The sequence below is a fragment of the Pseudarthrobacter sp. As-47 genome (genome assembly GCF_058215595.1).
The window spans coordinates 3,542,441-3,566,992 of record NZ_CM177088.1 but is presented as its reverse complement, the minus strand read 5'-3'; the positions used below and the strand labels follow the sequence as shown (position 1 = coordinate 3,566,992).

Sequence of the window (24,552 nt, the reverse complement as noted above, 5' to 3'; positions counted from 1 at the left end):
GAGACAGAAAATGAGCGTCATGGACAGCACCACACCCGCCCCCAACCACCACGAACCCGTCCCGGTCAACCGCTTCGCGCTGTTCTCCGAGACCCTGCTGGCAGGGGTGCTGGTGCTGGTGCTGTCCCTTCCGCTGGTGACGATCCCCGCCGCTTATGCGGCGGGGATCGCCCATCTGGAGCGCCACCTCTCGGGCCGGGACGATTCCGTCCGCGGCCTCTGGGGCACGTTCAAGGCTGCCTTGCCAGGCAGCTGGAAGCTGGGAATCACGACGGCGGCAGCCGCCGTCGTGATTGTCCTCAACCTTTTGCTCGCTTGGGTGGGGCAGCTCCCGGGCCGGGAAGTGGTGCTGCCGGCCACCCTGATCCTCGCGGCCGCCGGGGCAATCCTGCTCCTGCGCACCGCTGCCGCGTGGTCCGATGCCGCCGGCGCCCACACAGATTCCCGCACCTCCTGGCGCTCAGCGCTCGAGGCCGGCCAGGCGCTGTCCCTCAAGGACTGGAGCGGGTCCCTCCTGCTCGCTGCCGCGCTCTTCGGGGCCGTGGTGTTCGTCTGGATGCTGGCCGCCCTCTTCGTGGTGGTTCCCGGCACCCTGATCCTGGCGGCCGCCGCCGTCAAACTGCGCTCCACCCGCGCCTGAAGCAGTGCCTTTCAACCGCCAGCGTGCCCGGCAGTCCCGACGCGCCCGCACACACCAGCCGGCCTGGTACCAGCCGCTGACGCAACGCAACTACCGCCTCTTCCTGGCCCTGGTGTTCACCGGCAGCGTGGGCGTGTGGATGCAACGGCTCGCCCAGGACTGGCTCGTGCTGCAGCTGACCGGCAGCCCCGCCGCGGTGGGGGTGGCCGTTGCCCTGCAGTTCCTCCCGATGCTGGTGGTGGGACCCCTGAGCGGCCTGCTGGTGGACATGTTTCCCAAGCGCCGGATCATGCTGTGGTGCCAGGCCGTTATCGCCGTCCTGGCCCTTGGCCTCGCTGCGTGGGCGGCAAGTGGAACCATCACCGTCTGGGCCGTTTATGCCAGCTGTGTGGCACTGGGCGTCACGTCGGCCATCAACCAGCCGGCCAGCCAGGTTTTTGTCAACGAGGTGGTGGGCGACGCCAACCTCCGGCCGGCCATCGGCCTCAACAACGCCATCGGCCAGCTGGGCGCCATGGCGGGTCCCGCCGTGGGCGGTGTGGTGATCGCCCAGGCAGGATCGGCTGCTGCGTTTGCGGCGAACTCCGTGCTGTGCCTGCTGGTGCTCTGCCTCATCGCCGCCATCCGCCCCGCCGAGCTGCATCCCGGCACCCGGGCGGCGCGCGGCCGCGGGCAGCTCCTGGCCGGGTTCCGGTACGTCCGGGAACGGCCGTCCCTGCTGTTGGTCATCGCCCTGGCCGGGCTCCTGGGAATGTTCGGCATGAACGGTCCGGTGGTGCTGGCCGCCTTCGCCGAACGGGTGTGGCACAACGGCGTTGAAGGCTTCGGCCTGTTCAACACCGTCAGCGCCATCGGGGCCCTGGCCGGTGCGCTGCTGGCCGCCCGGCTGCGGCGTTTGGGGCGGAGAGGCATCGTGGCGGCTGCGGGGCTGTTCGGCCTGTCCCAGATGGTGGCGGCCCTGATGCCCACCCTTACCTTGTTTATCGTGATGCTGGTGGTGGTGGGGCTTATGACCCTCCTCTTCCTCACCAGCGCGGCCACCGCCGTCCAGCTCGAAGCCGGCCCGGAAATCCGCGGCCGCGTCATGGCCCTCTACCTTCCCCTCCTGCTGGGCGGGCACGCACTGGGAGGCCTCCTTGCGGGCTGGCTCACGGAGCAGTTCGGCGTGCGGACCGGACTGGTGGCCACCGGCGGGCTGGGCATGCTGTCCGCCCTTGTCATTGGTCTGTTGCTGTGGCTCCACGGGCGCAGGGCGGGTGCCAGGCAGGCCTGACTGCCGGCCGGTAGAGAGTCATTGCCGTCTCCCGGCAGTGGCTCCTTTAGAAGCCTTGACGCGTGCGCCAGCTCACACCTAGGCTGTGGGAAACCGGTTTCTTCGAGGTTCCAGCAACCCGCGCCAAAGGACAAACGATGATGTTTCGCGCCCAGAAATCCCTGCTGCCCAAAGCTGCCGCCGCGGCGGCAGCCCTCTCCTTGGTCCTGACCGGCTGCGGCAGCTCTCCCCAAGCCGAGTCAGAGGGGCCGGTGACCCTGCGCTTCAGCTGGTGGGGCTCGGACACCCGGCACAAGATGACGGAGAAGCTGATTGAAGCCTTCGAGGCGGAGAATCCCAACATCGACGTCGAAGGGGAATATGGCGACTGGTCCGGCTACTGGGACAAGCTGGCCACCCAGGTGGCCTCACAGGACGCCCCGGACATCATCCAGATGGACGCGGCCTACCTGGGTGAATACTCCGAGCGCGGCGCGCTGCTCGAGCTCAAGGATGTGGACCTGTCGAAGTTCGACCAGCCCGTGGCGGACTCCGGCAAGGTGGACGGCAAGCAGTATGCCGTGACCAGTGGTGTCAACGCCATGGTCGTACTGGCCAACCCGTCGCTGGTTTCTGCCAGCGGAGTGACCCTCCCGGACGATGAGGCGTGGACCTGGGAGGACCTGAATGACACCGCCGCGGCCATCACGGCAGCCAGCCCGGACGGCGTGTACGGGACGGGCCAGGTGAACAGTGATGCCGCGGCCAACCTGTGGTTCCGGCAGCAGGGGAAGTCGCTGTTCACCCCGGACGGGGAGCTGGGATTCGATGAGGCGGCCCTGGCCGAGTGGTACGGGTACCAGGCGAAGATGCGCGACTCCAAGGCAGTGCCCCCGGCGTCGGTGATCACCGAGGACGCCAGCGCCTCCATTGACCAGCAGGGCTTGTCCACCAACAGGTTTGCCATGAACATGTACTGGTCCAACCAGTTGGGCGCCCTCAGCAAAGCCTCCGGGCAGGACTTGGAAATCCGGCGCCCGCCGAGCCTGGAGGGCAAGGCATCCGAAGCCCGGCAGTTCTACAAGTCGTCCATGTTCTGGTCCGCCAGCTCCCGGACAAAGCACCCGGTGGAAGCACAGAAGTTCATCGACTTCGTCACCAACAACCCCGCAGCCGGCGAGATCGGCCTGGCGGACCGCGGCATCCCGGCCAACTCGGAAATCCGCGAGGCCATAGCCGCCAAGTTGAGCCCTGCGGACGCGAAGACGGCAGCGTTCATCGACGAGATCTCGGACGAACTGGGCGAGGCCGTGCCGGTTCCGCCCGCCGGTTCGGCCGCCGTGGTGGAGGTCCTGGGCCGCTACTCGCTGGAGGTCCACTTCAGCCGCCTGTCACCGCAGGACGCGGCAAAGAAGGCCATGGACGAGGCAAAGAGCGCCCTCCTCTGACCAGTGGTGGCTACGCCCGGGGCGTGAAGCTCCACGTCCCGGCGTGCACCCTGAAATCCCGCGTCGCGTGCTCGGCCGGCTGTGTCCTGGCGGCCTCCGCAGCGGAAGGAACGACGGCGGCCTCCGCCGTCGGGTGCGTATCCCCGGACGTGACCGTGTACTTGCCGGCTGGCAGCCGGACTACGGCCGCCGTCCCGGCAGGGACCGTGCATTCCAGCCGCATCTGTCCGCCGTCCCGGGTCCAGCCCGCTTCCACATAGCCGTTGTTCACGGGCACCGTGCCGCTGGCGTGGTTTAGCCGGCACAGTGGAGGCTCGATCATCAGCTCCGAGCCTCCGGGGGAGCTGAACCGGACGCCGAGCAGGTGGTCCAGGATCTCCTTGACCACTGACGCGGACCAGGCGTGGGACTGGCTGTAGTCCGTTCCTTCCACCAGGTCCCAGGCTTCCCAGGTGAAGGTGGCGCCGCGCTCCAGCAGGTTGGCCCAGCCGGGCTGGTCCTTGTCCGTCAGGAGATCCAGCACCGCGTCCGTCATGCCCTGGGAGAGCAGGGCGCGGACCAGCCGGTGGACTGTCAGCGGCCCCTGCTTCATCCCCATCGAGGCGATCCTCAGCGCATCGGCGGCGGCGAACTCCGGAGCGGTGATGCCCAGGGAGAGCGGGAAGGACGCGGCATGCTGGGAGGCGTGCGGGCTGGGGGTGCCGTCGGCGTGCAGTCCGTCCACCATCACCCCGTCCACGCGCAGGCGGGTACGGATTGCGTCGGCCAGCCGGCGGGCCGAGGAGGCGTAGCGGACGGCGGCATCATGATCGCCTGCCACGCTGCAGAGCCGGGACGTGGACACCAGCGCAGAGTAGGCCTGCGCGTTGACGGTGGTCTTCGCGGCGCACTCCATGTCGTAACCGAACCGCCCGGGTTCGGGCCAGTCCACGATGCCGTGCAGGTAGGGGCCGGAGCCGCCGCCCAGCCGGGTGACCAGTCCCGCCGTCGGCCCTTCTTCCGGAACGTACCGCAACGCGTAGTCGGCGGTGTTGCGCAGGTGCGGCAGCAGTTCCCGGACCAGGGCAAGGTCCCCGGTGCGCAGGTGGTACTCCTCGGCCCACTCCGGGACCATGAGGGAAAAATCAGGAATGTCGCGCTTGCCGTCGCCGTTGGGGTATACGGCGTTGTAGCGGCCGCGGTCCTGCCCCTCGGACCAGTAGCGGACGGCGGACCAGGCGAACTCCCGCAACGCCTGCGCCGTGTAGGAGTGCTCCCCGAAGAGGGCCATGGTGGCATACGAAATGTTCACCGCATCCGCCAGGAACTGGCCCTTCTCCCGGGTGGGCGTGTCCACGAACTGTTCCTGGACGCCGTAGAGGGCCGAGTCGCGCAGCAGCCCGAAAACGCGGTCCAGCACGGGGTCCGAGCTGTTGAAACTGCCCTCCGCCGGATGGCTGCCGTGCGCCAGCACGGCACCGACCCGGGACACCTCGGCGGCCTCCACGCCGGGAAGCTCAAGGTAGCGGAAACCCAGGTGCACCGTGGCGCTGAACTGCTGGGGCCCGGCCGCCTGGGTGTACGGAAAGGACATGTCCGTGTTCTGGCTTGCGGTCTTTCCCGCGTCCACCCGTCCGTCGGGCCGGAGGGCGTAGCCGGCCCGGATCATCACGGTGCGGCCGGGAACTCCGTCCAGGAAGTCCACCTCCGGGCACCCGGGAAGAACCTGGCCAAAGTCCGCCACCATGGTGCCGTCGTCGGCCGTCAGGAAAGCCTTGGGAGCAACAAACCCGCCGGCCAGGAAGGTCCGGCGCGGGTGCAGCCCGGGGGACTCCGCTGACGGGTGGCGGCCGCAGCTGATGGCGGGCGGCAGGTCCGGGAAAGATGGAGACGGGGAGGACGGCGCGGCGGCCAGGGCCCGTGCGGCCTGCCCGTCCAGGTGTTCCACGGGGTCGCCCTCGTCATTGCGGTACCCGGACTGCCGGTACGGCGCCTCGCCGGCTGACCACTCCGGCCCGGAACAGAAGGCCTCGCGGCGGCCGTCCGTGTACTGCACGCTGATGCGCACCAACAGGCCGGGGAGGCCGGCGGCACGCCCCTGGCCCGGGCCGTACCAGTGCAGCACTGCCGTCAGGGGTACAGCTGCGCCCGGAGGCTGGGCCGCAAGCAGTCCGGTCACGTCCGCGGCGTCGTAGTAGCCTTCGCCCGGATAGCCGAAAGAGGTTGTTGCCAGGCAGGGGACACCGGCCAGGGAGATTTGCGCGTGGTGCTGGGCCGCCATGAACAGCCGCGCCCGGCGCACCGGGCCCGTGAGCTGCAGGGTGCTGCGGAATATTGTCCATTCGTCCGGCTGGCGGTGCGCCGTGGAGGCGGCCCACTGCGCCAGGCAGGCGCGGGCGTGGTCCCCGCTGGCGTCGAAGCGGTGGTCCAGCAGGACGGCGCCGGCACTGCTGATACGCAGCGATGCATACTCGGCCTGGCTGCGGGGGCCCTGGTGCAGGGCCGGCCTCCCGGCGGACCCGGGAGCCGCGGGCTGGTGCACGTCAAGCAGTTCCACGCCGTCCAGGGAGACGGTGATGGTGGTGCCGTCGTCGGTGACCAGCAGGTCCTGCCAGGAGCCGCGCACCAGGTCCTTGCCGGGCAGCCGCGCCTGGCGGACATCCAGGTCCCGGTCCGCCCGGGCCCTGGCCAGCTCCGCGGTTTCGGGGACGGCCGGGGCTGGAATTTCCCACACCGGGGCGTGGCGGATGACCACCTCCCCGGCCGTGTTGAGTTCCAGCAGCAGGCCGGTGCCGGGGCCGTTGCTGCGAAGGATGAGTCCGGCCCAGCCCATGACCGGGCGGACGCGGGCTTCGAGGCGGATGGTGCGGGCAGGCGGGCAGGGAACCGGCAGGTGGGGTGAGCCGGCCACGCGGAGGGCGTTGTTGAGGATTTCCAGCGGGGCGCGGCCGCCGGGGGCGCGTCGGATCCAGTCGGCCTGCCAGGAATCGTCCGGGAGGCCTGTGCTGAACATCTTCGGAGTAGACCATTCCCCGGGCATTCCTGCGGCGTCGCGGACCCGCACCCGCCACGCGTAGTCCGTGTCGCCGTCGAGCGCAGGCCCGTCATAGGTGACCCCGCGCTGTGCGGGGGAGGGCACCGGACCGGAGCTCCAGAACTTGAGCCCCTGCGCGTCCTCCACTGTGACCTCGTAGCCGGTCTGCAGGGCCCGCGCCGGATCGGAGCCGTCCGGCTGGGCCAGCTGCCAGCTGAACGCGGGCCGGAGTGATGCGGTCAGGCACTCGGCGAGGCCCTCCGTCAGCAGGTTGACGGCGTGCAGCTGGCCCCGCGCTTTGGGTATGGCCGTGGCAAGTTCCGGGGTCGTGGCAGGCTGCGGGCGCATCAGGAAGCCGGCACGCTGAAGGTGCAGGGGGCGGATGTTGCCCACGGCAGGCCCAGTTCGCTGAAGGTAGCGTGCTCGCGGCCCGCGCGTTCCAGGGCAGCCTCAATATCAATGACGACGGCGTGCGCTGCGTCCCCGTCGCCCTCCCACCTGACGTGGGCCTCACCGATGACAGCAGGCAGCGGAGCGGTCCGGACCGCTTCCAGGACCAGCATGAAGGCGCCGCTGTCCGGGAGGGGGCTGATCAGCGGGGATCCGGAATTGCGGTGGGACAGCAGGTTCCCGGTGAGGTCCTCGCGTCCGTACGTCTCCTCGGTGGTGCCCGACGCCGTGGTGACGGTGAGGCGGTCCTCCGTGTAGTGGAACACGGCGGTTCCCGCGGAGCCCTGCAGCGTGACGTAGGGTTCCACGGATTCGGAAGCGCAGATGGTCAGGGCGCAGGTGATGGGCAGGCCTGAGGCTGTCCGGATGCGGATCACCGAGGTGTCATCCGACTCAATGTCGTTGGCGCGGTAAAGTTCGGTTTCCACGGAGGCGACGTCGGCCGTGGTCCTGGCCCTGGCAATCCTCAGTGCTGTTGCCACGGCATGGGCCAGCGGATTGGTGGCCACACCATCCACCACGTCCACACCGTTGATGCTGCGCTTCCCGGCCCACCGGGAGCGCTTGTAGTAGGCCCGGTCCCGGACCCAGCGGCCCGTGGCGGAAATGCCCTGGAGCGTGCCGAGGGTGCCGGCTGCCACCAGGTTTTCGATTTCCTGCAGGGCCTGGGAGCCGAGGCTCTGGAAGCCGATCTGCACGCTCCTGCCTGACGCCGCTGCGGCGTCACAGAGCCGGTTGAAATCGGCCAGGGACGCCACCGGGGGCTTCTCCAGGTACAGGTCCGCGTCGGTGCGCAAGGCAGCGAGCGCCAGCGGGGCGTGGGTCTGGATGGGGGTTGCCACGATGACCAGGTCCAGGGAGGTGGTGGCGGACAGCAGTTCGTCGAGTCCCGGGTACACCCGGGCCGAGGCCGGAACGGAGCCTGCTGCCGGCGGCTGCGGATCAGCCACGGCAACGAGTTCGACGGCGCCTGCCGCCTGGAGGCGTTGAAGGTTGCGGAGGTGGTGGGTGCCGAAGCCGTGCACGCCGACCAAAGCCACGCGGGCGGCCTTGGGGCCTGACGTTCCGGCGGCAGCGCCGCGGCCAGCCGTTGCTGCTGCCCCGGCGGGCGCGCCCGGGCTGTGGGTGCCGGTTGGCGTTGCCATGATTCTCCATTTCCGCCCTGCAGGGCACAGTTGCGTGGGCGCACGCGCCAGCCAGCAAGCGCTTTCCACCCCTCAGTGTGCGTCATGGCACTCTGCGGAGTCCAGCTATGTAACGATTCAAAATTTCACTTGACCTTACTGCCGGTGTGCGTCTAGATTTTCGAGAAACCGATTACCGGCGTGATGCGGACACTTCCGCCTTCGCCTCTGCAACGATGGAGAACTGAAGGGAGCTGCGCCGTGCTGTCTGGATCGTTCAGTGCCCGGGCCTACTCATTCTTTGACACCCTCCTGTGGATCGCCTGCCTGAACCTGCTGTGGATCCTCTTCACGCTGCTGGGCCTGGGCGTCCTCGGCGCAGGCCCTGCCACCGCAGCCGCCCAGATCGCCGTGCGGAAGCGCGCACAGGGTGATGCGGCTCCGCTGCTCCGCAGCTTCGGCGCCAATTACTTCCGGAACTTCGGCCGGGCCAACGTACTCGCCCTCCCGGTGATGGCGGCGGCAGTTGCGCTGTCCATGAACTGGAACTACTTCTCGGCCTCGGAGGGCCTGTTTCCACAGCTGGTGGCGGCCGGCATTTTTGTGGCGGCCATCTTCCTGGCCGGCGCAGCCTGTTACCTTTTCCCGCTGTATGCGAGGTACGAGCTCCCGCTGGGGCAGTACCTGCTGACGTCTTCCCGCTTCGCGTTCCGGCATCTCGCCGGAACTGTCATCCTGCTGTTCATTTCCGCTGCCGCGTTCTATGCCAGCACCACCGTCCCGGGGCTGGTCCCGTTCTTCAGCATCGGGGCCTGGCTGTATGTGACCGGCTGGCTGTGCGACCGGTTCTTCACCGCCAACGATGAATCCGTGGCCGGGACTCCGGCGGCCGGCCCGGAGATCCCCGCGGGGAACGGCTCCCTCCCGTCAGCCTCCGTGGCCTGACAGCCGGGAGGCTGCCCGGCACCCGGGCCCGGGAGGCGCCGTCGGTCTTCCCCCTGAATGCTTCCCCATTGCTTGAAACGTATCAACAGGAACCCTCAACAACTTGACCGATCGAAACCCCAAAGAAGTGGAAAAGGACAACCATGATGCGCAGAAAACTCTCCCTGGCGGCCGCGGTGGTAACGGCCACGGCCATCTCCCTCACTGCCTGCAGCGGCGGCGAAGCCCCGGCCGCGGACCTCAGCACGGTGTCCATCATGGCGCCGTTCCTTGAGGCCCAGCCGCCCAGTGCCGACGGTGCCGTCCAGAAGAAGCTTGAAGAGCTCACCGGCAAGGACATCAACATCACGTGGACCCCCAACGCGTCCTACGAGGACAAGACCAACATCACGCTTGCCTCCTCCGAGATCCCGCACATCATGGTGATCCAGGGCAAGACCCCAGGCTTCGTCAAGAACGCGGAAGCCGGTGCCTTCTGGGACCTGACGGACAAACTCGATGACTACCCGAACCTCAAGACCACTTTCCCGGACATCCAGCAGAACGCCAGCATCAACGGCAAGGTATACGGCGTCTTCCGCGGCCGCGCCCCGATGCGCGCCGCCGTCATGTTCCGCCAGGACTGGCTGGACAAGCTGGGCCTCGAGGCGCCGAAGACCACCGAGGACCTGTACAAGGTGGCCAAGGCCTTCACCGAGCAGGACCCCGACGGCAACGGCCAGGACGACACCTGGGGCATCACCATCCCCAAGTGGGGCGCACTCGGCACCAACAGCCCCTACGACCTCATCGAGGAATGGTACGGCGCCGGAAACCGCTGGACCGAGAAGGACGGGAAACTGATCCCCAGCTTCGAAACGGAGGAGTTCCTCGAGGCCAACCGGTTCGTCAAGAAGATGGTGGACGAAAAGCTCATCAACCCGGACTTCGCCACCTTTGACGGCACCAAGTGGAACGAGCCGTTCTTCAACGGCAAGGGCGGCATCATTGTGGACGTCGACTCCCGCGTCAGCGTCCTGGTCAACCTGTTCAAGCAGGCAGATCCCAACAACTACGAGAACAAGGTGGGCTTCGTGGGCAACCTCGAAGGCCCCGACGGCGAACTCCACGCCCACCCCACCGACGGCTACTCCGGCTTCCTCGCCGTGCCGAAGGCCAGCGTCCGCACCGAGGCCGAGCTGGCGAAGGTGCTGGAGGTTTTGAACACCATGAACGGCAAGGACGTGGCCATCCTGCTCAACAACGGCATCGAGGGCGTGAACTTCACCCTCGAGGACGGCAAGGCCGCCACCATCAAGCCTGAAACCGAGGAATCGAAAGCCGTCTCCACCGATATCAAGAGCTACGCTCAGCTCGGCATGAACGTTGCCGGAAACACCTTCTACCCGGTGAAGCAGCCGACGGAGTACGAGCAGCAGGTCTTCGACAAGCGCACGGAAGTGATGGCAGAGGACCTCAAGAGCGCCGTCTACAACCCGGCCGCCCCGTACGTCTCCGCCACCTACGTCTCCAAGGGTGCGCAGCTGGACAACATCGTGGCCGATGCACGGATCAAGTACCTTGCCGGCCAGATCGATGAGCAGGGCCTCAAGGACGCCATCACGCTGTGGAACACCAGCGGCGGGGACAAGGTCAAGGAAGAGATCAACCAGCTCTGGCAGGACAACAAGTAAATGGCAGCACCTGTCATTGACACCCAGTCCGGGGAGCAGGCGCTCAACACACCGCCTGCTCCCCGGAAGCGGGGCAGCTTCGCCGTCCATTTCGCGCACTACAAGTGGCTCTACCTGCTGCTGGTGCCGGGGGTGGTGTACTTCGCGGTGTTCCGCTATGCCCCCATGTACGGGGTGTCCATCGCGTTCAAGGACTATGTCCCCTTCCTGGGCGTGAACGGCAGCCCGTGGGTGGGCACCCAGCACTTCCAGGACTTCTTCTCCAACCCGGACTTCCCGCGGCTGCTTGGGAACACGCTGATCCTGGCGTTCCTGAACCTGGGCATCGCCTTTCCGCTGACCATCGTCCTGGCGCTGCTGCTGAACGAGGTCCGCCTTTCCATCCTCAAACGCACGGTCCAGACGCTCGTCTACATTCCGCACTTCCTGTCCTGGACCATCGTGGCGTCGCTGAGCTTCCTGCTGTTCGCCCTGGACTTCGGCCCGCTGTTCTTGTTCCTGAACAACGTGATGGGCACCAACATCGACTTCCTGTCCGATCCGAACTGGTTCCGGCCGCTGATCGTGCTGCAGGAGATCTGGAAGAACACCGGCTGGGGCACCATCATCTTCCTCGCCGCGCTGGCCACCGTGGACCAGGACCAGTACGAGGCCGCCATCATCGACGGCGCCGGCCGGTTCCGCAGGGTCTGGCACATCACCCTGCCCGGCATCCGCTCCACCATCATCGTCATGCTGATCCTTGCCATCGGCCAGATGCTCAACACCGGGTTCGAACAGATCTACCTGATGACCAACGCCCTGAACAGGTCCGTGGCCGACGTATTCGACACCTACGTGTACTTCGTGGGCATCACCCAGGGCGCCTACAGCTACTCCACCGCGGTGGGGCTCTTCAAATCGCTGGTGGGCATCGTGCTGATCTTCGGCACCAACGCCCTGGCCAAACGCTTCAACCAGAGCGGACTGTTCTAATGAAGATTCACAACACCACCGGCGGGCGGATCTTCGACGCCGCGAACTACGTCTTCCTGTCCCTGATCGGCATCATCACCCTGCTGCCGTTCATCTACGTGATCGCAGGGTCCTTCGCCAACGAGGCAGAAATCACCCGGCGGGCGTTCTTCGTCTGGCCCGAACAGTTCACCCTGGGCTCCTACGAATACATCTTCTCCACCCCGGCATTCACCAGGGCGCTGGTGACCACCATCCTGGTCACCGCCGTCGGAACCCTGGTCCAGCTCGCCTTCACCGTGACCATGGCCTACCCGCTGGCCAAGAAGACGCTCCGCGGACGGCAGGTCATCCTGTCCCTGGTGGTGTTCGCCATGGTGTTCTCCGGCGGCATGATCCCCACCTTCCTGCTGGTCAAGGACCTGGGCCTGCTGAACTCCTACTGGGCCCTGATCCTGCCGGCGGCCATCAACCCGTTCAGCCTGATCATCATCAAGAACTTCTTCCAGGAGCTCCCCGCGGAGCTCGAGGAATCGGCCAAGATGGACGGCGCCACGGAGATCGGCATCCTGTGGCGGATCCTGTTGCCCCTGTCCAAGCCCGTCCTGGCCACCTTCGCCCTGTTCTACGCCGTGGGCATCTGGAACGACTTCATGTCACCCCTGCTCTACCTCTCCGACAACTCCAAGTGGACCCTGCAGATGTACCTGCGCCAGGTCACGGCGTCATCGGACCTGCTCGGCACCGGCAACGTGGACCCGAACTACATCCCGCCCGAGCAGGGCATCAAGTTCGCGGTGATTGTGGTGGCCACCCTGCCCATCCTCATCTTCTACCCGTTCCTGCAGAAGCACTTCGCCAAAGGCATGCTCATCGGCTCCGTCAAGGGCTGAGCCTGCACCACGAGAGAAAGCACAGCATGAAAATCCTGCTCGCCGGAGATTCCACGGTGGCCAACTGCCCCACGCACGAGTACCCCATGAGCGGCTGGGGAGCGCAGCTTGCGCCCCACGTCTACACCTTCGGGGCCGTGTACAACTTCGCCAAGGGCGGGGCCAGCACGGAGTCCTTCCGCGAGGAAGGGCTGTGGGGGCGCCTGCTGGCGGAGGCAGGGGACGGGGGCCTGGTCCTGATCCAGTTCGGCCACAACGACCAGAAGAAGCAGCACCTCGCGGCGAGGACGGGTTACGCCGCCAACCTGCGGACCATGGCGGGGGAGGTGCAGAACCTGGGGGCGCTGCCCGTACTCTGCACCCCGGTGGAGCGCCGGCACTTCCTGGACGGCCCGTCGTCGGACGCTGCTGTCCTGGAACAGAGCCTGGAGGATTATCCGGAGGTGGTGCGGGAGATCGGCCTGGAACTGGGACTGCCGGTTCTTGACCTGAACGCGTGGACCCGCGGGCTCTACCTGAAGTTGGGGCGGGAGGAATCGGAGCCGCTCTTCTGCCACTTCGAGCCGGGGTCCCATGCCTACTGGCCGGACGGCCTGGCGGATAACACCCACTTTTCCCGGCAGGGAGCTGCGCTGGTGGCGGGGCACGTTGCCGCCCGGCTCCAGGAGCTGGACCTGGTGCCCGGCGTCCTGGTGCGTACGACGGCGGGACGCGGCTAGGTGGGCACGCGCGGCCCGGCGGCGAGGGTGCTGTACAGCAACGCCCTCGCGTCTCCGGCGGACGTGGGGGACTGGGTGGCGGAAGGGCCGCTGAACCTGGGGACCCACCAGGGCGCCCTGGAACTGTCAGGTTCGCTGGACGACGCGGAATTCGGGGACCATGCGCACTGGACGTTCTGGTGCCCGGTGCAGTTCCCGGACGCCATCCGGATCACCTGGGAATTCCTGCCGCTCGAGGAACCAGGCCTTGCCATGCTGTTCTTCGCCGCCCGGGGGCACGGCGGGCATGACCTGTTTTCCCGTGCGCTGGCACCGCGGACGGGGTACTACCCGCAGTACCATTCCGGGGACATCGATGCCCTGCACGTCTCCTATTTCCGGCACAAATATGAGTCCGAGCGGGCTTTCCGGACCTGCAACCTGCGCAAGAGCGCCGGGTTTGACCTGGTGGCGCAGGGGGCCGATCCGCTGCCGCCGGCCGGGGAGGCGGTGGACTTCTACCGGATGGAGCTTGTGAAGGACGGGCCGCGGGTGGCTTTCGCCATCAACGGTCTGCCGCTTTTTGAATGGCACGATCCATCCCCTGCCGCTGCCGTGCTGGGCGGCGGATACCTGGGCTTCCGGCAGATGGCCCCGCTCCGGGCGGCGTACCGGAACCTGGTGGTGGAGGAGCTTTAGCCCGGCTAGGGAGCGGGATCCGCTTTGTGCTTCGTCGGCCGGTAGCCGGCGAGTTCGGCGCGGACGTCACCTTCCTCGTGCTGGCCCTTCTCCTTGCCGAACGGCAGGGCCTTCAGCAGCGGGTGCAGGACAGCCATCACGGCGAGGCCCCAGGCGAGTCCCAGGACGGCTGAGCAGAGGGTGTTCACGAGCCAGGCGAGGAGGCCGCCAATACCTGCGATTCCGGCGACCGGGGCTTCGAGGGCATGGACCAGGTCATACGGCAGGTGCCAGCCGAGGTCGTAGGCGCCCTGCAGCATGATGTGCCCGCCTACCCACAGCATGGCGACGGTCCCGATCAGGGTGATGGCCGCCAGCACGGCGGGCATCCCCTTGACGAGCAGCTCGCCGAAACGCTGCGAGCCCGCAGAATCCTTGGCGGCAAGGTGCAGGCCAATGTCGTCCATCTTCACGATCAGTGCCACCGCACCGTACACAAGCACCGTGATGGCAAGGGCCACGACCACCAGGATGGCGGCCCGGGCCCAGATGGATTCGGCGGCCACCTCGTTCATGGAGATGACCATGATCTCGCAGGACAGGATGAAGTCGGTGGTGATGGCGCCCTTGACCACCTTCGCCTCCGCCTCAGGACCCCGCTCGACCGCAGGCGCTTTTTCGTCCGAGTGGTCCCGCCGGATTTTGTGCCAGACCTTCTCGGCGCCCTCGAAGCACAGGTACGTGCCGCCCAGCATGAGGATGAAGGGGATGGCCCACGGGAGGAAGGCGCTGATGAGCAGCAGCGCCGGCAGGATGATCAGCAGCTTGTTCCGGAGCGAGCCCCAGAAGATCCGCTTGATCATCGGCAGTTCGCGGGACGGGTCCGCTCCGGAGACGTACTGCGGGGTGACAGCGGCGTCGTCGATGACCACACCGGCGGCTTTGGCCCCGGCCTTTGCGGCTCCGGCTGCGACGTCGTCCACCGAGGCGGCCGCGATGCGGGCCAGGGCTGCGACGTCGTCCAGCAGGGCGACCAGGCCGCCGCTCACAGACCGCTCCCGCGGTACTTGCGTTCGGACGGCTGGGCGTGGCTGCCTGGGAACAGGCGCGTGATCGGCATGCTGCGATTATACGGTGGCGGGCAGCCGTACCCGCCCTGTCCGCCGCGCGCGGCCGGTGTTCCTTCGAGGGCCAGTCCCCAGCCCTGGCCGGTCAGGCCCCGGCGACCGGGAGCACCAGCAGGTAGCCCGCCGGCAGTTCGCTGCTCCAGCGCCGCGGCTCGCGGAGCACGAACTGCGTGGCCAGCTGCTCGGGGGTGAGGAGGCTGTTGGGTTCGGGCGATGGGCCCCACTGCCCGCTGCCGTGCGGGTAGAGCGGATCCTGGACGCGGACGCCGGTCACGGAGAACTCCGGGAACCGGGCGGGATCGCCGATCGACTCGAAACCGCTCATCACCCACGCATGCCGGCCGCTCCACATGACCAGCCCCACCGGCCTGCCCGTGTCAGCGATGGCGCGTGCCGCCGTCTGGAGGGCAGCGCCGTAGTCGGCGATGCTGACCACTGTGTACGGCCCCACGCCCACTTCCGTCAGTACCTGCGCCCACCCGAACGGGTTGGCGCCGTTGTACGAGTTGGACGACCGTGCCCGTGCCATCTCCCACAGTTCGCCCTGCTGGGTGGAATCCGCCCAGGTGCCGCCTCCGGTGTCGTCTATGAGGTTGTGCGCCATCTGGATGCTCGCCGCAACGCACCAGTCAAAGGTGTACTGCGGCACGAAGTCACCCTCCTGGTAGAGGTTGAGGGCGTAGGGCTGGGGGACCGGGGGTGGTGCGGGGGCCGGCGGCGGGGCGGGAATGGATGCAGCGGTGGGAACTGGAGCTGTGGTGCCCTGGGGTTCGAGGGCAATGCCGGTTGCGGAGGGCGGTGCGGGGGAGGCAGGGGCCTGCTGGGCGGGGGAAGCCGGGACCGCTTGCCCGGCGGGCGCCTCGTTGATACCGACGGCGGGCGCGCAGGCCCCGAGGCAGGTCGCCAGGGCAACGAGCCAGGCAAGGAGACGGGGACGGGCGCCGGTCATGATGGGATCAGTCTAGCGCGGGGCCCCGCTGTCCGGTGTGCCCCGCGCAGCCTTAGAACGCGTAGCGGACCCGGCAGTATGGTGCGATCCTTTCAATCAGCGCCGTCAGCTGGTTCACGTAGCGCGCCTTGGTCCCCGCGCGGTAGCGGACGTTGGTGAAGCCGTTGGAGGAGACCTTGGACTCCTGGAGGTCCGGGCGCCACAGCACGTCCTCGGCCTGCGGATGCCAGCCGAGGTTAACCTCGTGCAGCCGCTCGTTGTGGGTCAGGAAGATGACTTCCGCCGCGAGCTGGGCCTTTGCGGCGGAGCTGAGGGTGCGGTCCAGCTGGCGCAGCAGCTCCTCCCAATCGCTGAGCCACGTGTCCGTGATGATGACGGGGGAGAAGTTCACATGCACCTCGTAGCCGGCGGCAACGAAGTCGTTGATGGCGGCCATCCGGTCAGCCACGGGGGAGGTCCTGACATCGATGGACTTCGCCAGGGCCGCGGGCATCAGGGAGAACCGGATCCGGGTGTGTCCGCCGTGGTCCCAGCCGAGCATCGCCGGGTTGACGAACTTGGTGGCAAAGGACAGCTTCGCAGTGGGCAGGTCGCGGAAGAGCGTGACGAGGTCCTCCACGTTGTCGCTGACCAGGGCATCGACCGAGCAGTCGCTGTTCTCGCCGATGTCGTAGACCCAGAGCTCCGGGTCGCACTGGTTTGGCTCCAGCTTCATGCCCTGGCGCGTCACGTGCCGTTCCAGCGCCGCGGAAATCTGGCTGATGTTGGCAAACGCGGTTACGGGATTGCTGTACCCCTTGTGGCGGGGCACATAGCAGTAGGCGCAGGCCATGGCGCAGCCATTGGCGGTTGAGGGTGCGATGAAGTCCGCTGACCGGCCGTTCGGCTTGACCGACAGTGCCTTCTTGACGCCCAGGACCAGTGCCTCCGTCTTGATCCGGGACCAGCGCGGCACGTTGGTTTCTTCACCGTGCAGCTCGGGGATGTTCCAATGGCTGTCAACAAGCACGACGTCGGCGTCCGGCCAGCGTCCGACGATCTCCTTCCCCCGTGGCAGTTCCAGTGCAGCGGGTTGCGCATAGATGCGCCGGATCTGCAGCAGACGGTTGAATTCCATGGCTCCATCCTCGCAGGAGGTCCTAGCCCGCCAGTATCCGCTCCAGCCGCTCCACTCCGGACTGCTCAAAGGCGGCGTCACCGATCTTGTGCGCCCAGACCACGGTTCCCAGGGCCTGGTTCAGGTTTTCGAGATGCCACACGCCGGCTTCGGCGCCCGTGGGTTGCTTCCCCAGCCCGCTGTAGAAGGCCTCCGCCAGGGCGGGCCGCCCAAGGAACTGCTGGTGGGTAAGGCGGACCAGGTCGTGGACCCAGGGGCGGGCATCGGCCCGCCCGAAGTCGATGACTTTGATCGTTTCCCCGTCCACCAGCCAGTTCCTGGGCTGGTAGTCACCGTGGGTGGCCACCAGTTCCACGGGGGCCGTTATGATGCCGGCCAGGTCCTCCGCGGCCCGGGCGCGGAGGCCGGCGGCCAGCAGCCCTTCAGCCGAGCGGATGAGCAGCTGCGTCTGGTAGGCGATCTTCTTTGTGTAGTCGGCCGAGGTCCCGGCTGGGCAGTGCAGCCGTGCCAGGAGCGCTCCGGCCTGGCGGTACGTTTCGGGGTGGTACTCGGCAGCGGATCCCTCCACCGGCGTTCCGGGCAGGAATTCCGTCACCAGGATTCCCGCCTCTACCGAGGCTTGCCTGAGCACGGGGGTTGTGCCGTGGGGGCCGGGCAATCCCGGGGCGAGGGCGGCGATCTCCCGCCGGATATGGTGGCTGGTGGTGCTCGCCTTGACGATGAAGCCCGCGCCGTCGGGCGTGGACACGTGGAGTACGGAGGTGTCCTGCAGGGGCCAGGAGTAGTCCTTGACCACCCTGAACGGGCCAAGCCAGGACCTCAGCAGCCGGTTCTGCTCATCGGTAACTGAAGCGGGCATCCATCAGGCTACGCTGCAGCAGTGCGGGCGGTAAAGCTACGGCATGATAGGAGGGTCATGCGGGTCTGCCCAGGGGAGGGAAGCAGTTTTGGAGCCTTTAGTTGTCGACGGCGGCAAGGGGACGGTGGAGTTGCGTTCCGACGGCGTCATCCACCTGATCTGGGAGCCCAAGGTCCGGATACAGCTCGAGGACGCGCAGGCTGCCATGGCGGCCGTCAACGAGATAGCGGGGGGCCGGACCTATCCCATGCTGGTGGACATGGCCACCACCGAGGACGTCACACGGGCGGCCCGTTCCGTGTTTTCCATCCCCTGCGCCGCGGACCGCATTGCGCTGCTGGGTGCCAGCCCGGTGGACCGGATCATCGCCAACTTCTTCCTGGGCGTGCATATCCCGCCGTGTCCCACCCGGTTCTTCACCTCGCGGACCGAGTCCATGAAGTGGCTGCAGGCCGGTAACTAGTTGGCTTTTGTGCTCTGCCGTACCACCAGTTCCGGTGTGAAGACCACCGACCGGTGCGCCGGATTCCGGGATTCGACCTCTTCGGCGAGCAGCTGGATGGCGGTACGTCCCAATGCCTCCGTGGGCTGCCGGATGGAGGACAGCGGAACCACGGCGGAGACGGCGAAGTCGATGTCGTCATAGCCGATCAGCGCGACGTCCTCCGGAATGCGGAATGTGTGGGTCATAGTCAGGGACTGCATCACGCCCAAAGCCAGGAGGTCGTTGGCACAGAAGATGCCGTCCGGCAGCCCTTCACGGCCCCGCTCCACCAGCGAGTTGCCCACGCTGCGTCCGGCCAGGACGGTCTGCCCCTCGGACTCGAGCACCTCCAGCGTGGCGTCCGCTTCCTCCTTGACTGCACGCCGGGCACCCTGGAGGCGGTCGGCCACCTGCCGGATGGAGGTGGGGCCGCCCACAAAGGCGAGCCGACGGCGGCCGGTGTCCAGCAGGTGCCGCGCTGCCAGGTACCCGCCGGCGTCGTCGTCCACCGCCACGGAACTGAACTTTGCCTCGTCCGCCTGACGGTCCACCAGGACGGTGGGCACGCCACGTTCGCGGAGGAGGTCCAGCCGCTCGGTTACATCGCCCACGGGGGAGATCAGCAGGCCCTGGACACGCTGTTCCTGGAAGAGATCGATGTAGTTGGCCTCGCGGGCGGCGTCGTGGCCGCTGTCCCCCAGCAGGACAGCACTGCCGTGGAGTGCGGCGGCGTCCTCGGCCGCGCGCACGACGGCGGTGAAGAACGGGTTGCCCACGTCCAGGACGATGAGCCCGATGGTGCGGCTGTGGCCTGCGCGCAGCTGGCGGGCGGCGTCGTTGCGGACGAAGCCAAGCTCGTCAATGGCCTTCAGCACGCGGTCCTTGGTCCGCTGCGAAACCCTGTCCGGGTAATTCAGCACATTGGACACCGTGCCCACCGCCACGCTGGCATGGTTGGCGACGTCCTTGATACTGGCTGAACGATTCATGATTCTCCGTGCTGCTGCTCTTTGTGGCACGCATTGAGGCCGGGTTGTGGACCGCGGCCTGGAATGCTTGACACCTGCTCAGCTTCAAGAGTACTTTGAATCGTAACAATGAAACGATTCAAAGATTTGCTATTTCAGGAGAACCAAAAATGAGGGTGTGTTTCCGCTCCTCGGTCCAGCCGGCCATGATCGACGAATACCGCAGGCGGCACGCCGCCGTCTGGCCGGACATGCTCCGCGCACTCAAGGACGCCGGCTGGAACAACTACTCCTTGTTCCTCTCCGGGGACGGGCTCCTTGTGGGCTACCTGGAATGCGACGACTTCGACGCGGTTCGGGCCCGCATGGCTCTGACGGACGTCAACGCCCGCTGGCAGGCGGAAATGGCCACGCTTTTTGAAAATTCCGGGCAGGCTCCCGATGAAGGGTTCCAGGTCCTGGAGGAAGTCTTCAACCTTGACAGCCAACTGGCGGCGGCCGAGTCCACCGCGAACTGACGCACACCGGCTCCAGCAGCGGGCCGCACCACCGACCACAGCATCACGACACCGGAAAGAACCATCATGAATGACGTAGCAACGGCGCTGGGCAGGCTCGAGGAGCTTGCCATCGAGGTCCCTTCGTGGGCCTATGGAAATTCGGGGACGCGGTTCAAGGTGTTCGGCACGCCCGGCACTCCGCGCACCGTGCAGGAGAAACTTGCGGATGCAGCGAAGGTCCATGAACTGACTGGCCTGGCTCCTACCGTTGCGCTGCATATCCCGTGGGACAAGGTGGACGACTACGCCGCCTTGAAGGAGTACGCGGCAGGTTTGGGTGTGGGCCTGGGCACGATCAACTCCAACACCTTCCAGGATGACGAGTACAAGTTCGGCTCCCTGACCTCGTCCAACGGGGCGGTGCGGCGCCGGGCGATCGACCACCACCTGGAATGCATCGACATCATGCACGCCACGGGGTCCAAGGACCTGAAGATCTGGCTGGCTGACGGCACCAACTACCCGGGCCAGGATGACATCCGCGGCCGCCAGGACCGCCTGGCCGAGTCCCTGCAGGAGATCTACGCGGCGCTGGGCGATGAGCAGCGGCTGGTGCTTGAGTACAAGTTCTTCGAGCCGGCTTTCTACCACACCGATGTTCCGGACTGGGGCACGTCCTATGCCCAGACCCTCGCGCTGGGCGAGAAGGCGTTTGTCTGCCTGGACACCGGCCACCACGCGCCGGGCACCAACATCGAGTTCATCGTGATGCAGCTGCTGCGCCTGGGCAAGCTGGGCTCGTTCGATTTCAACTCCCGCTTCTATGCGGACGATGACCTGATTGTGGGCGCGGCGGATCCGTTCCAGCTGTTCCGCATCATGCATGAGGTGATCCGCGGCGGCGGGTTTGGCAAGGATTCGGGCGTGGCCCTGATGCTGGACCAGTGCCACAACCTGGAGGAGAAGATCCCGGGCCAGATCCGTTCCGTGCTGAACGTCCAGGAAATGACGGCCCGGGCCCTGCTGGTGGATACCGCTGCCCTGGCCGAGGCCCAGCGCTCCGGGGACGTGCTGGCCGCCAACGGTATTTTCAATGATGCGTTCTACACCGACGTCCGGCCGGTCCTGGCCGAGTGGCGTGAATCCCGCGGACTGCCCGCGGACCCGCTGGCCGCGTTCAAGGCCAGCGGCTACCAGAAGAAGATCAACGAGGACCGCGTGGGCGGCCAGCAAGCCGGATGGGGCGCCTGAAAAGTCATGACGAATACCACTGTTGAAGACCTGATTTCCCGTTCCAACCGCCTGGGTGCGGACAAGCGGAACACCAACTTTGCCGGCGGCAACACCTCGGCCAAGGGCACGGAGAAGGACCCGGTCACGGGCGAGGACGTCCAGCTGCTGTGGGTGAAGGGCTCCGGCGGGGACCTGGGCACGCTGAAGGCCGAAAACCTGGCCGTGCTGCGCCTGGACCGGCTGAACGCGTTGAAGAACGTCTACCCCGGCGTTGAGCGTGAAGACGAAATGGTGGCCGCGTTCGATTACTGCCTGCACGGCAAGGGCGGCGCCGCCCCGTCGATCGACACTGCCATGCATGGCCTGGTGGATGCGGCGCACGTGGACCACCTGCACCCGGACTCGGGCATCGCCATTGCGACGGCGGCGGACGGCGAGGCGCTGACCACCAAGATCTTCGGCAACAAGGTGGTATGGGTGCCCTGGCGCCGGCCCGGGTTCCAGCTGGGCCTGGACATCGCCGCGATCAAGGACGCAAACCCGCAGGCCATCGGGACCATCCTGGGCGGACACGGCATCACCGCCTGGGGCGCCACATCCGAAGAGGCCGAGCAGAACTCCCTGTGGATCATCGACCAGGCGGAGAAGTACATCCGGGACAACGGCAAGGCCGAGCCTTTCGGACCGAAGCTGCCTGGCTACGGCGCCCTGCCCGAAACAGAACGGCGTGCCAAGGCCGCTGCCCTGGCACCGGTGATCCGCGGCCTGGCCTCCACGGACAAGCCGCAGCTGGGGCACTTCAGCGATGACGCCGTCGTCCTGGACTTCCTGGAAGCCGCCGGGCACCCGCGCCTGGGCGCGCTGGGCACCTCCTGCCCCGACCACTTCCTGCGCACCAAGGTCAAGCCGCTGATCCTGGACCTGCCCGCCGACGCCTCGGTGGAGGACTCGATCGCGCGGCTGCATGAGCTGCACGCGGACTACCGCGAGGACTACCAGGCCTACTACAGCCGCCATGCGGATGCGGACAGCCCGGCGCTGCGCGGCGCGGACCCGGCCATTGTGCTGGTCCCCGGCGTCGGCATGTTCTCGTACGGGGCGAACAAGCAGACCGCCCGGGTTGCCGGTGAGTTCTACATCAACGCCATCAACGTGATGCGCGGCGCCGAAGCCATCTCCACGTATGCCCCGATCGAGGAATCCGAGAAGTTCCGGATCGAGTACTGGGCGCTGGAGGAAGCCAAGCTCGCCCGCATGCCCAAGCCGAAGTCCCACGCCACCCGCATCGCCCTGGTGACCGGTGCGGCGTCGGGCATCGGCAAGGCCATCGCCACGCGCCTCGCCGCGGAAGGCGCGTGCGTGGTCATCGCGGACCTGAACCTGGAGAACGCCGAAAAGGTCGCCGAAGAACTCGGCGGACCCGATGTTGCCGTCGGTGTGCAGGCGGACGTCACGGACGAGGCCCAGGTTGCGGCAGTGATCGACGCCGCCGTGCTGGCCTTTGGCGGCGTGGACCTGGTGGTCAACAATGCCGGCCTGTCCATCTCCAAGCCGCTGCTGGAAACCACCGAAAAGGACTGGGACCTGCAGCACAACGTCATGGCCAAGGGCTCGTTCCTGGTGGCCAAGGCCGCGGCCAAGGTGATGATCGCCCAGGGCCTGGGCGGGGACATCATCTACATCTCTTCCAAGAACTCCGTGTTCGCCGGCCCGAACAACATCGCCTACTCCGCCACCAAGGCGGACCAGGCCCACCAGGTCCGCCTGCTCGCCGCTGAACTGGGCGAGCACGGCATCCGCGTCAACGGCATCAACCCCGACGGCGTGGTCCGCGGCTCCGGCATCTTCGCCGGCGGCTGGGGCGCCAAGCGCGCCGCCGTGTACGGCGTGGACGAGGAAAAGCTGGGCGAGTACTACGCCCAGCGCACCCTGCTCAAGCGCGAAGTCCTGCCCGAGCACGTGGCCAACGCCGCCGCCGTCCTCACCGGCAACGAACTGTCCCACACCACCGGCCTGCACATCCCCGTGGACGCCGGAGTAGCCGCAGCCTTCCTGCGATGAGCGGGCAGGTTCAGGGCGCCGACGGCGCGCGTTCCGCCCCCGGCGTGTTCGCCGCGGTGGACATTGGCGCCTCTTCAGGCCGCGTGATCCTCGGCCGCGTCAGCTCAGGCAGGAGCGTGGAGCTGGAAGTGGTCCACCGCTTCCCCAACGGCGTGGTGGAGATCGACGGCGGCCTCCGCTGGGACTTCGACGCCCTCTTCGCCGAGGTGCTCACGGGCCTGGCGGCGGCGGCCACCGTGGCCGCCGCGCAAGGGGAACAGGTGGCCAGCATCGGCATCGACACCTGGGCGGTGGACTACGGTTTGGTCAACAAATCCGGGGAGCTGGTTGCCCAGCCCTTCAGCTACCGCGATGACCGCAGCCGCACCGCCGTCGAACCCGTGCACCGGAAACTGGACCCCGCGCGCCTCTACGGGACCACGGGGCTGCAGTTCCTGCAGTTCAACACCATCTACCAGCTCGCCAGCGAGAAGAACCTGGACGGGGTGCAGGCACTCCTGATCCCGGACCTGATCGCGTTCCTGCTCACCGGCGTCCGGCGGACGGAGGCCACGAACGCCTCCACCACGGGCCTGTTCGACGCCGTGGCGGGGGAGTGGGCCACCGAGTTCCTCACCGCCCTGGGCCTGCGGAAGGACCTGTTCCCGCCGCTGATCCAGCCCGGCGAGGCCGTGGGCACCCTCCTGCCGGGCATCGCCGCGCAGGTGGGCCTGCCGCCGGACACCCGGGTGGTGGCCGTGGGCTCGCACGACACCGCCTCGGCGGTGGCGGCCGTCCCGGCGGAAGCGGACAACGGCGGGGAGCACTTCGCGTACATCTCCTCCGGCACCTGGTCGCTCGTGGGGCTGGAACTGAAGCACCCGGTCCTCACCGAGGCCAGCCGCGAAGCGAACTTCACCAATGAACGCGGCGTGGACGGCACCATCCGCTACCTCCGCAACATGGGCGGGCTCTGGCTCCTCAGCGAATGCCAGCGGACCTGGGCGCAGGAGGGGTTCCGGCCGGAACTGACGGCGCTGCTCACCGCGGCGGCCGCGCTGCCGCCGGGAGGGCCGCAGGTCAACCCGGACGATCCCTACTTCATCGCCCCGGACAACATGCCCGGGCGTATCCGGGCCGCCGTCCGGCGCACCGGAGAGGTACTGCCGGACGATCCCGCCGCCATCACCCGCTGCATCATGGACAGCCTGGCCGCCGGCTACGCCCGCACCCTCCGGGACGCCGAACGCCTGGCCGGCCGGACCGTGGACGTGGTGCACATAGTGGGCGGCGGCTCCCAGAACAGGCTGCTCTGCCAACTCACGGCGGACGTCACCGGGAAGAAAGTGGTGGCCGGGCCCGTGGAAGCAACGGCGCTGGGCAACGTCCTGGTGCAGGCGCGCGCCGCGGGGGCAGTCTCCGGGGAGCTGGCCGATCTCCGTGCCCTGGTGGTGCACAGCCACCACCTGCAGGTGTTCGTTCCGGAACTCTCGCGGCTGTAGCTGCT

21 protein-coding genes are annotated in these 24,552 nt (G+C 67.3%); 14 read left to right on the top strand and 7 right to left on the bottom strand.

The genetic code is table 11. The features are described from left to right. The first annotated feature begins 10 nt into the window (after positions 1 to 10). From AC4BCK_RS16560 to AC4BCK_RS16550, 3 genes are all read left to right on the top strand, one after another. Positions 11 to 640, top strand: coding sequence for a Poxvirus protein I5 (locus AC4BCK_RS16560; protein WP_174181901.1), 630 nt, complete (start codon positions 11 to 13; stop codon positions 638 to 640). 4 nt (positions 641 to 644) lie between these two features. After that, positions 645 to 1,913, top strand: coding sequence for an MFS transporter (locus tag AC4BCK_RS16555; protein WP_251422791.1), 1,269 nt, complete (start codon positions 645 to 647; stop codon positions 1,911 to 1,913). A gap of 137 nt (positions 1,914 to 2,050) precedes the next feature. Then, entirely contained in the window at positions 2,051 to 3,340 is a 1,290-nt protein-coding gene (locus AC4BCK_RS16550) for an ABC transporter substrate-binding protein (RefSeq protein WP_490566214.1), read from the top strand. A gap of 10 nt (positions 3,341 to 3,350) precedes the next feature. On the opposite strand, the gene AC4BCK_RS16545 is transcribed toward AC4BCK_RS16550, so the two are convergent. Both AC4BCK_RS16545 and AC4BCK_RS16540 read right to left on the bottom strand, forming a co-directional pair. Further along, positions 3,351 to 6,746 carry a family 78 glycoside hydrolase catalytic domain gene (locus tag AC4BCK_RS16545; protein ID WP_490566213.1) on the bottom strand — a complete coding sequence of 1,132 codons (3,396 nt, stop codon included), beginning with the start codon at positions 6,744 to 6,746 and terminating at the stop codon, positions 3,351 to 3,353. Then, a complete protein-coding gene (locus AC4BCK_RS16540) occupies positions 6,701 to 7,948 on the bottom strand; it encodes a Gfo/Idh/MocA family protein (protein WP_400641648.1) in 1,248 nt (415 codons plus the stop codon). The genes AC4BCK_RS16545 and AC4BCK_RS16540 overlap by 46 nt, the downstream gene beginning before the upstream one ends. A gap of 240 nt (positions 7,949 to 8,188) precedes the next feature. Between AC4BCK_RS16540 and AC4BCK_RS16535 the strand changes: the two genes are divergently transcribed. The 6 genes from AC4BCK_RS16535 (at position 8,189) to AC4BCK_RS16510 (ending at position 13,789) form a co-directional block, all read left to right on the top strand. Next, complete coding sequence (locus AC4BCK_RS16535; RefSeq protein WP_174181893.1) at positions 8,189 to 8,872, top strand: YesL family protein; 684 nt, start codon at positions 8,189 to 8,191, stop codon at positions 8,870 to 8,872. A 143-nt stretch (positions 8,873 to 9,015) separates the two neighbouring features. Then, positions 9,016 to 10,545 carry an extracellular solute-binding protein gene (locus tag AC4BCK_RS16530; protein ID WP_490566212.1) on the top strand — a complete coding sequence of 510 codons (1,530 nt, stop codon included), beginning with the start codon at positions 9,016 to 9,018 and terminating at the stop codon, positions 10,543 to 10,545. Continuing rightward, positions 10,546 to 11,520 (top strand): ABC transporter permease, encoded by a 975-nt coding sequence (locus tag AC4BCK_RS16525; RefSeq protein WP_174181889.1) that lies wholly within the window; start codon positions 10,546 to 10,548, stop codon positions 11,518 to 11,520. Further along, a complete protein-coding gene (locus tag AC4BCK_RS16520) occupies positions 11,520 to 12,392 on the top strand; it encodes a carbohydrate ABC transporter permease (RefSeq protein WP_174181887.1) in 873 nt (290 codons plus the stop codon). Before AC4BCK_RS16525 ends, AC4BCK_RS16520 begins: the two co-directional genes overlap by 1 nt. A 26-nt stretch (positions 12,393 to 12,418) precedes the next feature. Continuing rightward, on the top strand, positions 12,419 to 13,111 hold the full coding sequence (locus AC4BCK_RS16515) for a rhamnogalacturonan acetylesterase (RefSeq protein WP_490566211.1): 693 nt from the start codon (positions 12,419 to 12,421) through the stop codon (positions 13,109 to 13,111). Continuing rightward, positions 13,112 to 13,789, top strand: coding sequence for a DUF1961 family protein (locus AC4BCK_RS16510; protein ID WP_490566210.1), 678 nt, complete (start codon positions 13,112 to 13,114; stop codon positions 13,787 to 13,789). A 5-nt stretch (positions 13,790 to 13,794) separates the two neighbouring features. Here the strand turns inward: AC4BCK_RS16510 and AC4BCK_RS16505 are convergent, their stop codons facing one another. The 4 genes from AC4BCK_RS16505 to AC4BCK_RS16490 all read right to left on the bottom strand — a co-directional run bounded on the left by AC4BCK_RS16505 (position 13,795) and on the right by AC4BCK_RS16490 (position 17,820). Beyond that, positions 13,795 to 14,817 (bottom strand): DUF808 domain-containing protein, encoded by a 1,023-nt coding sequence (locus AC4BCK_RS16505; protein ID WP_174181881.1) that lies wholly within the window; start codon positions 14,815 to 14,817, stop codon positions 13,795 to 13,797. Positions 14,818 to 14,980: 163 nt separating this feature from the next. After that, entirely contained in the window at positions 14,981 to 15,844 is an 864-nt protein-coding gene (locus AC4BCK_RS16500) for a hypothetical protein (RefSeq protein ID WP_490566209.1), read from the bottom strand. Between the two features lie 52 nt (positions 15,845 to 15,896). Continuing rightward, a complete protein-coding gene (locus AC4BCK_RS16495; RefSeq protein WP_490566208.1) occupies positions 15,897 to 16,961 on the bottom strand; it encodes a spore photoproduct lyase family protein in 1,065 nt (354 codons plus the stop codon). A 22-nt stretch (positions 16,962 to 16,983) separates the two neighbouring features. Next, positions 16,984 to 17,820, bottom strand: a complete 837-nt coding sequence (locus tag AC4BCK_RS16490) for a phosphotransferase (protein WP_490566207.1) — start codon at positions 17,818 to 17,820, stop codon at positions 16,984 to 16,986. 88 nt (positions 17,821 to 17,908) lie between these two features. Between AC4BCK_RS16490 and AC4BCK_RS16485 the strand changes: the two genes are divergently transcribed. After that, a complete protein-coding gene (locus AC4BCK_RS16485) occupies positions 17,909 to 18,283 on the top strand; it encodes a DUF7793 family protein (protein WP_174177849.1) in 375 nt (124 codons plus the stop codon). Here the strand turns inward: AC4BCK_RS16485 and AC4BCK_RS16480 are convergent. Further along, on the bottom strand, positions 18,280 to 19,293 hold the full coding sequence (locus AC4BCK_RS16480; protein ID WP_174177851.1) for a LacI family DNA-binding transcriptional regulator: 1,014 nt from the start codon (positions 19,291 to 19,293) through the stop codon (positions 18,280 to 18,282). The genes AC4BCK_RS16485 and AC4BCK_RS16480 overlap by 4 nt on opposite strands. 149 nt (positions 19,294 to 19,442) lie before the next feature. On the opposite strand from AC4BCK_RS16480, the gene AC4BCK_RS16475 reads away from it, so the two are divergent. From AC4BCK_RS16475 to AC4BCK_RS16460, 4 genes are all read left to right on the top strand, one after another. Continuing rightward, positions 19,443 to 19,790 (top strand): L-rhamnose mutarotase, encoded by a 348-nt coding sequence (locus AC4BCK_RS16475; protein ID WP_174177853.1) that lies wholly within the window; start codon positions 19,443 to 19,445, stop codon positions 19,788 to 19,790. A gap of 66 nt (positions 19,791 to 19,856) precedes the next feature. Continuing rightward, positions 19,857 to 21,023 carry an L-rhamnose isomerase gene (rhaI, locus tag AC4BCK_RS16470; protein WP_490566206.1) on the top strand — a complete coding sequence of 389 codons (1,167 nt, stop codon included), beginning with the start codon at positions 19,857 to 19,859 and terminating at the stop codon, positions 21,021 to 21,023. A gap of 6 nt (positions 21,024 to 21,029) precedes the next feature. After that, entirely contained in the window at positions 21,030 to 23,066 is a 2,037-nt protein-coding gene (locus AC4BCK_RS16465) for a bifunctional aldolase/short-chain dehydrogenase (protein ID WP_490566205.1), read from the top strand. Beyond that, the gene (locus AC4BCK_RS16460) at positions 23,063 to 24,547 is read left to right on the top strand and encodes a rhamnulokinase (RefSeq protein ID WP_490566204.1); all 1,485 of its coding nucleotides are present in this window, start codon (positions 23,063 to 23,065) and stop codon (positions 24,545 to 24,547) included. The genes AC4BCK_RS16465 and AC4BCK_RS16460 overlap by 4 nt, the downstream gene beginning before the upstream one ends. The last annotated feature ends 5 nt before the right edge of the window (positions 24,548 to 24,552 follow it).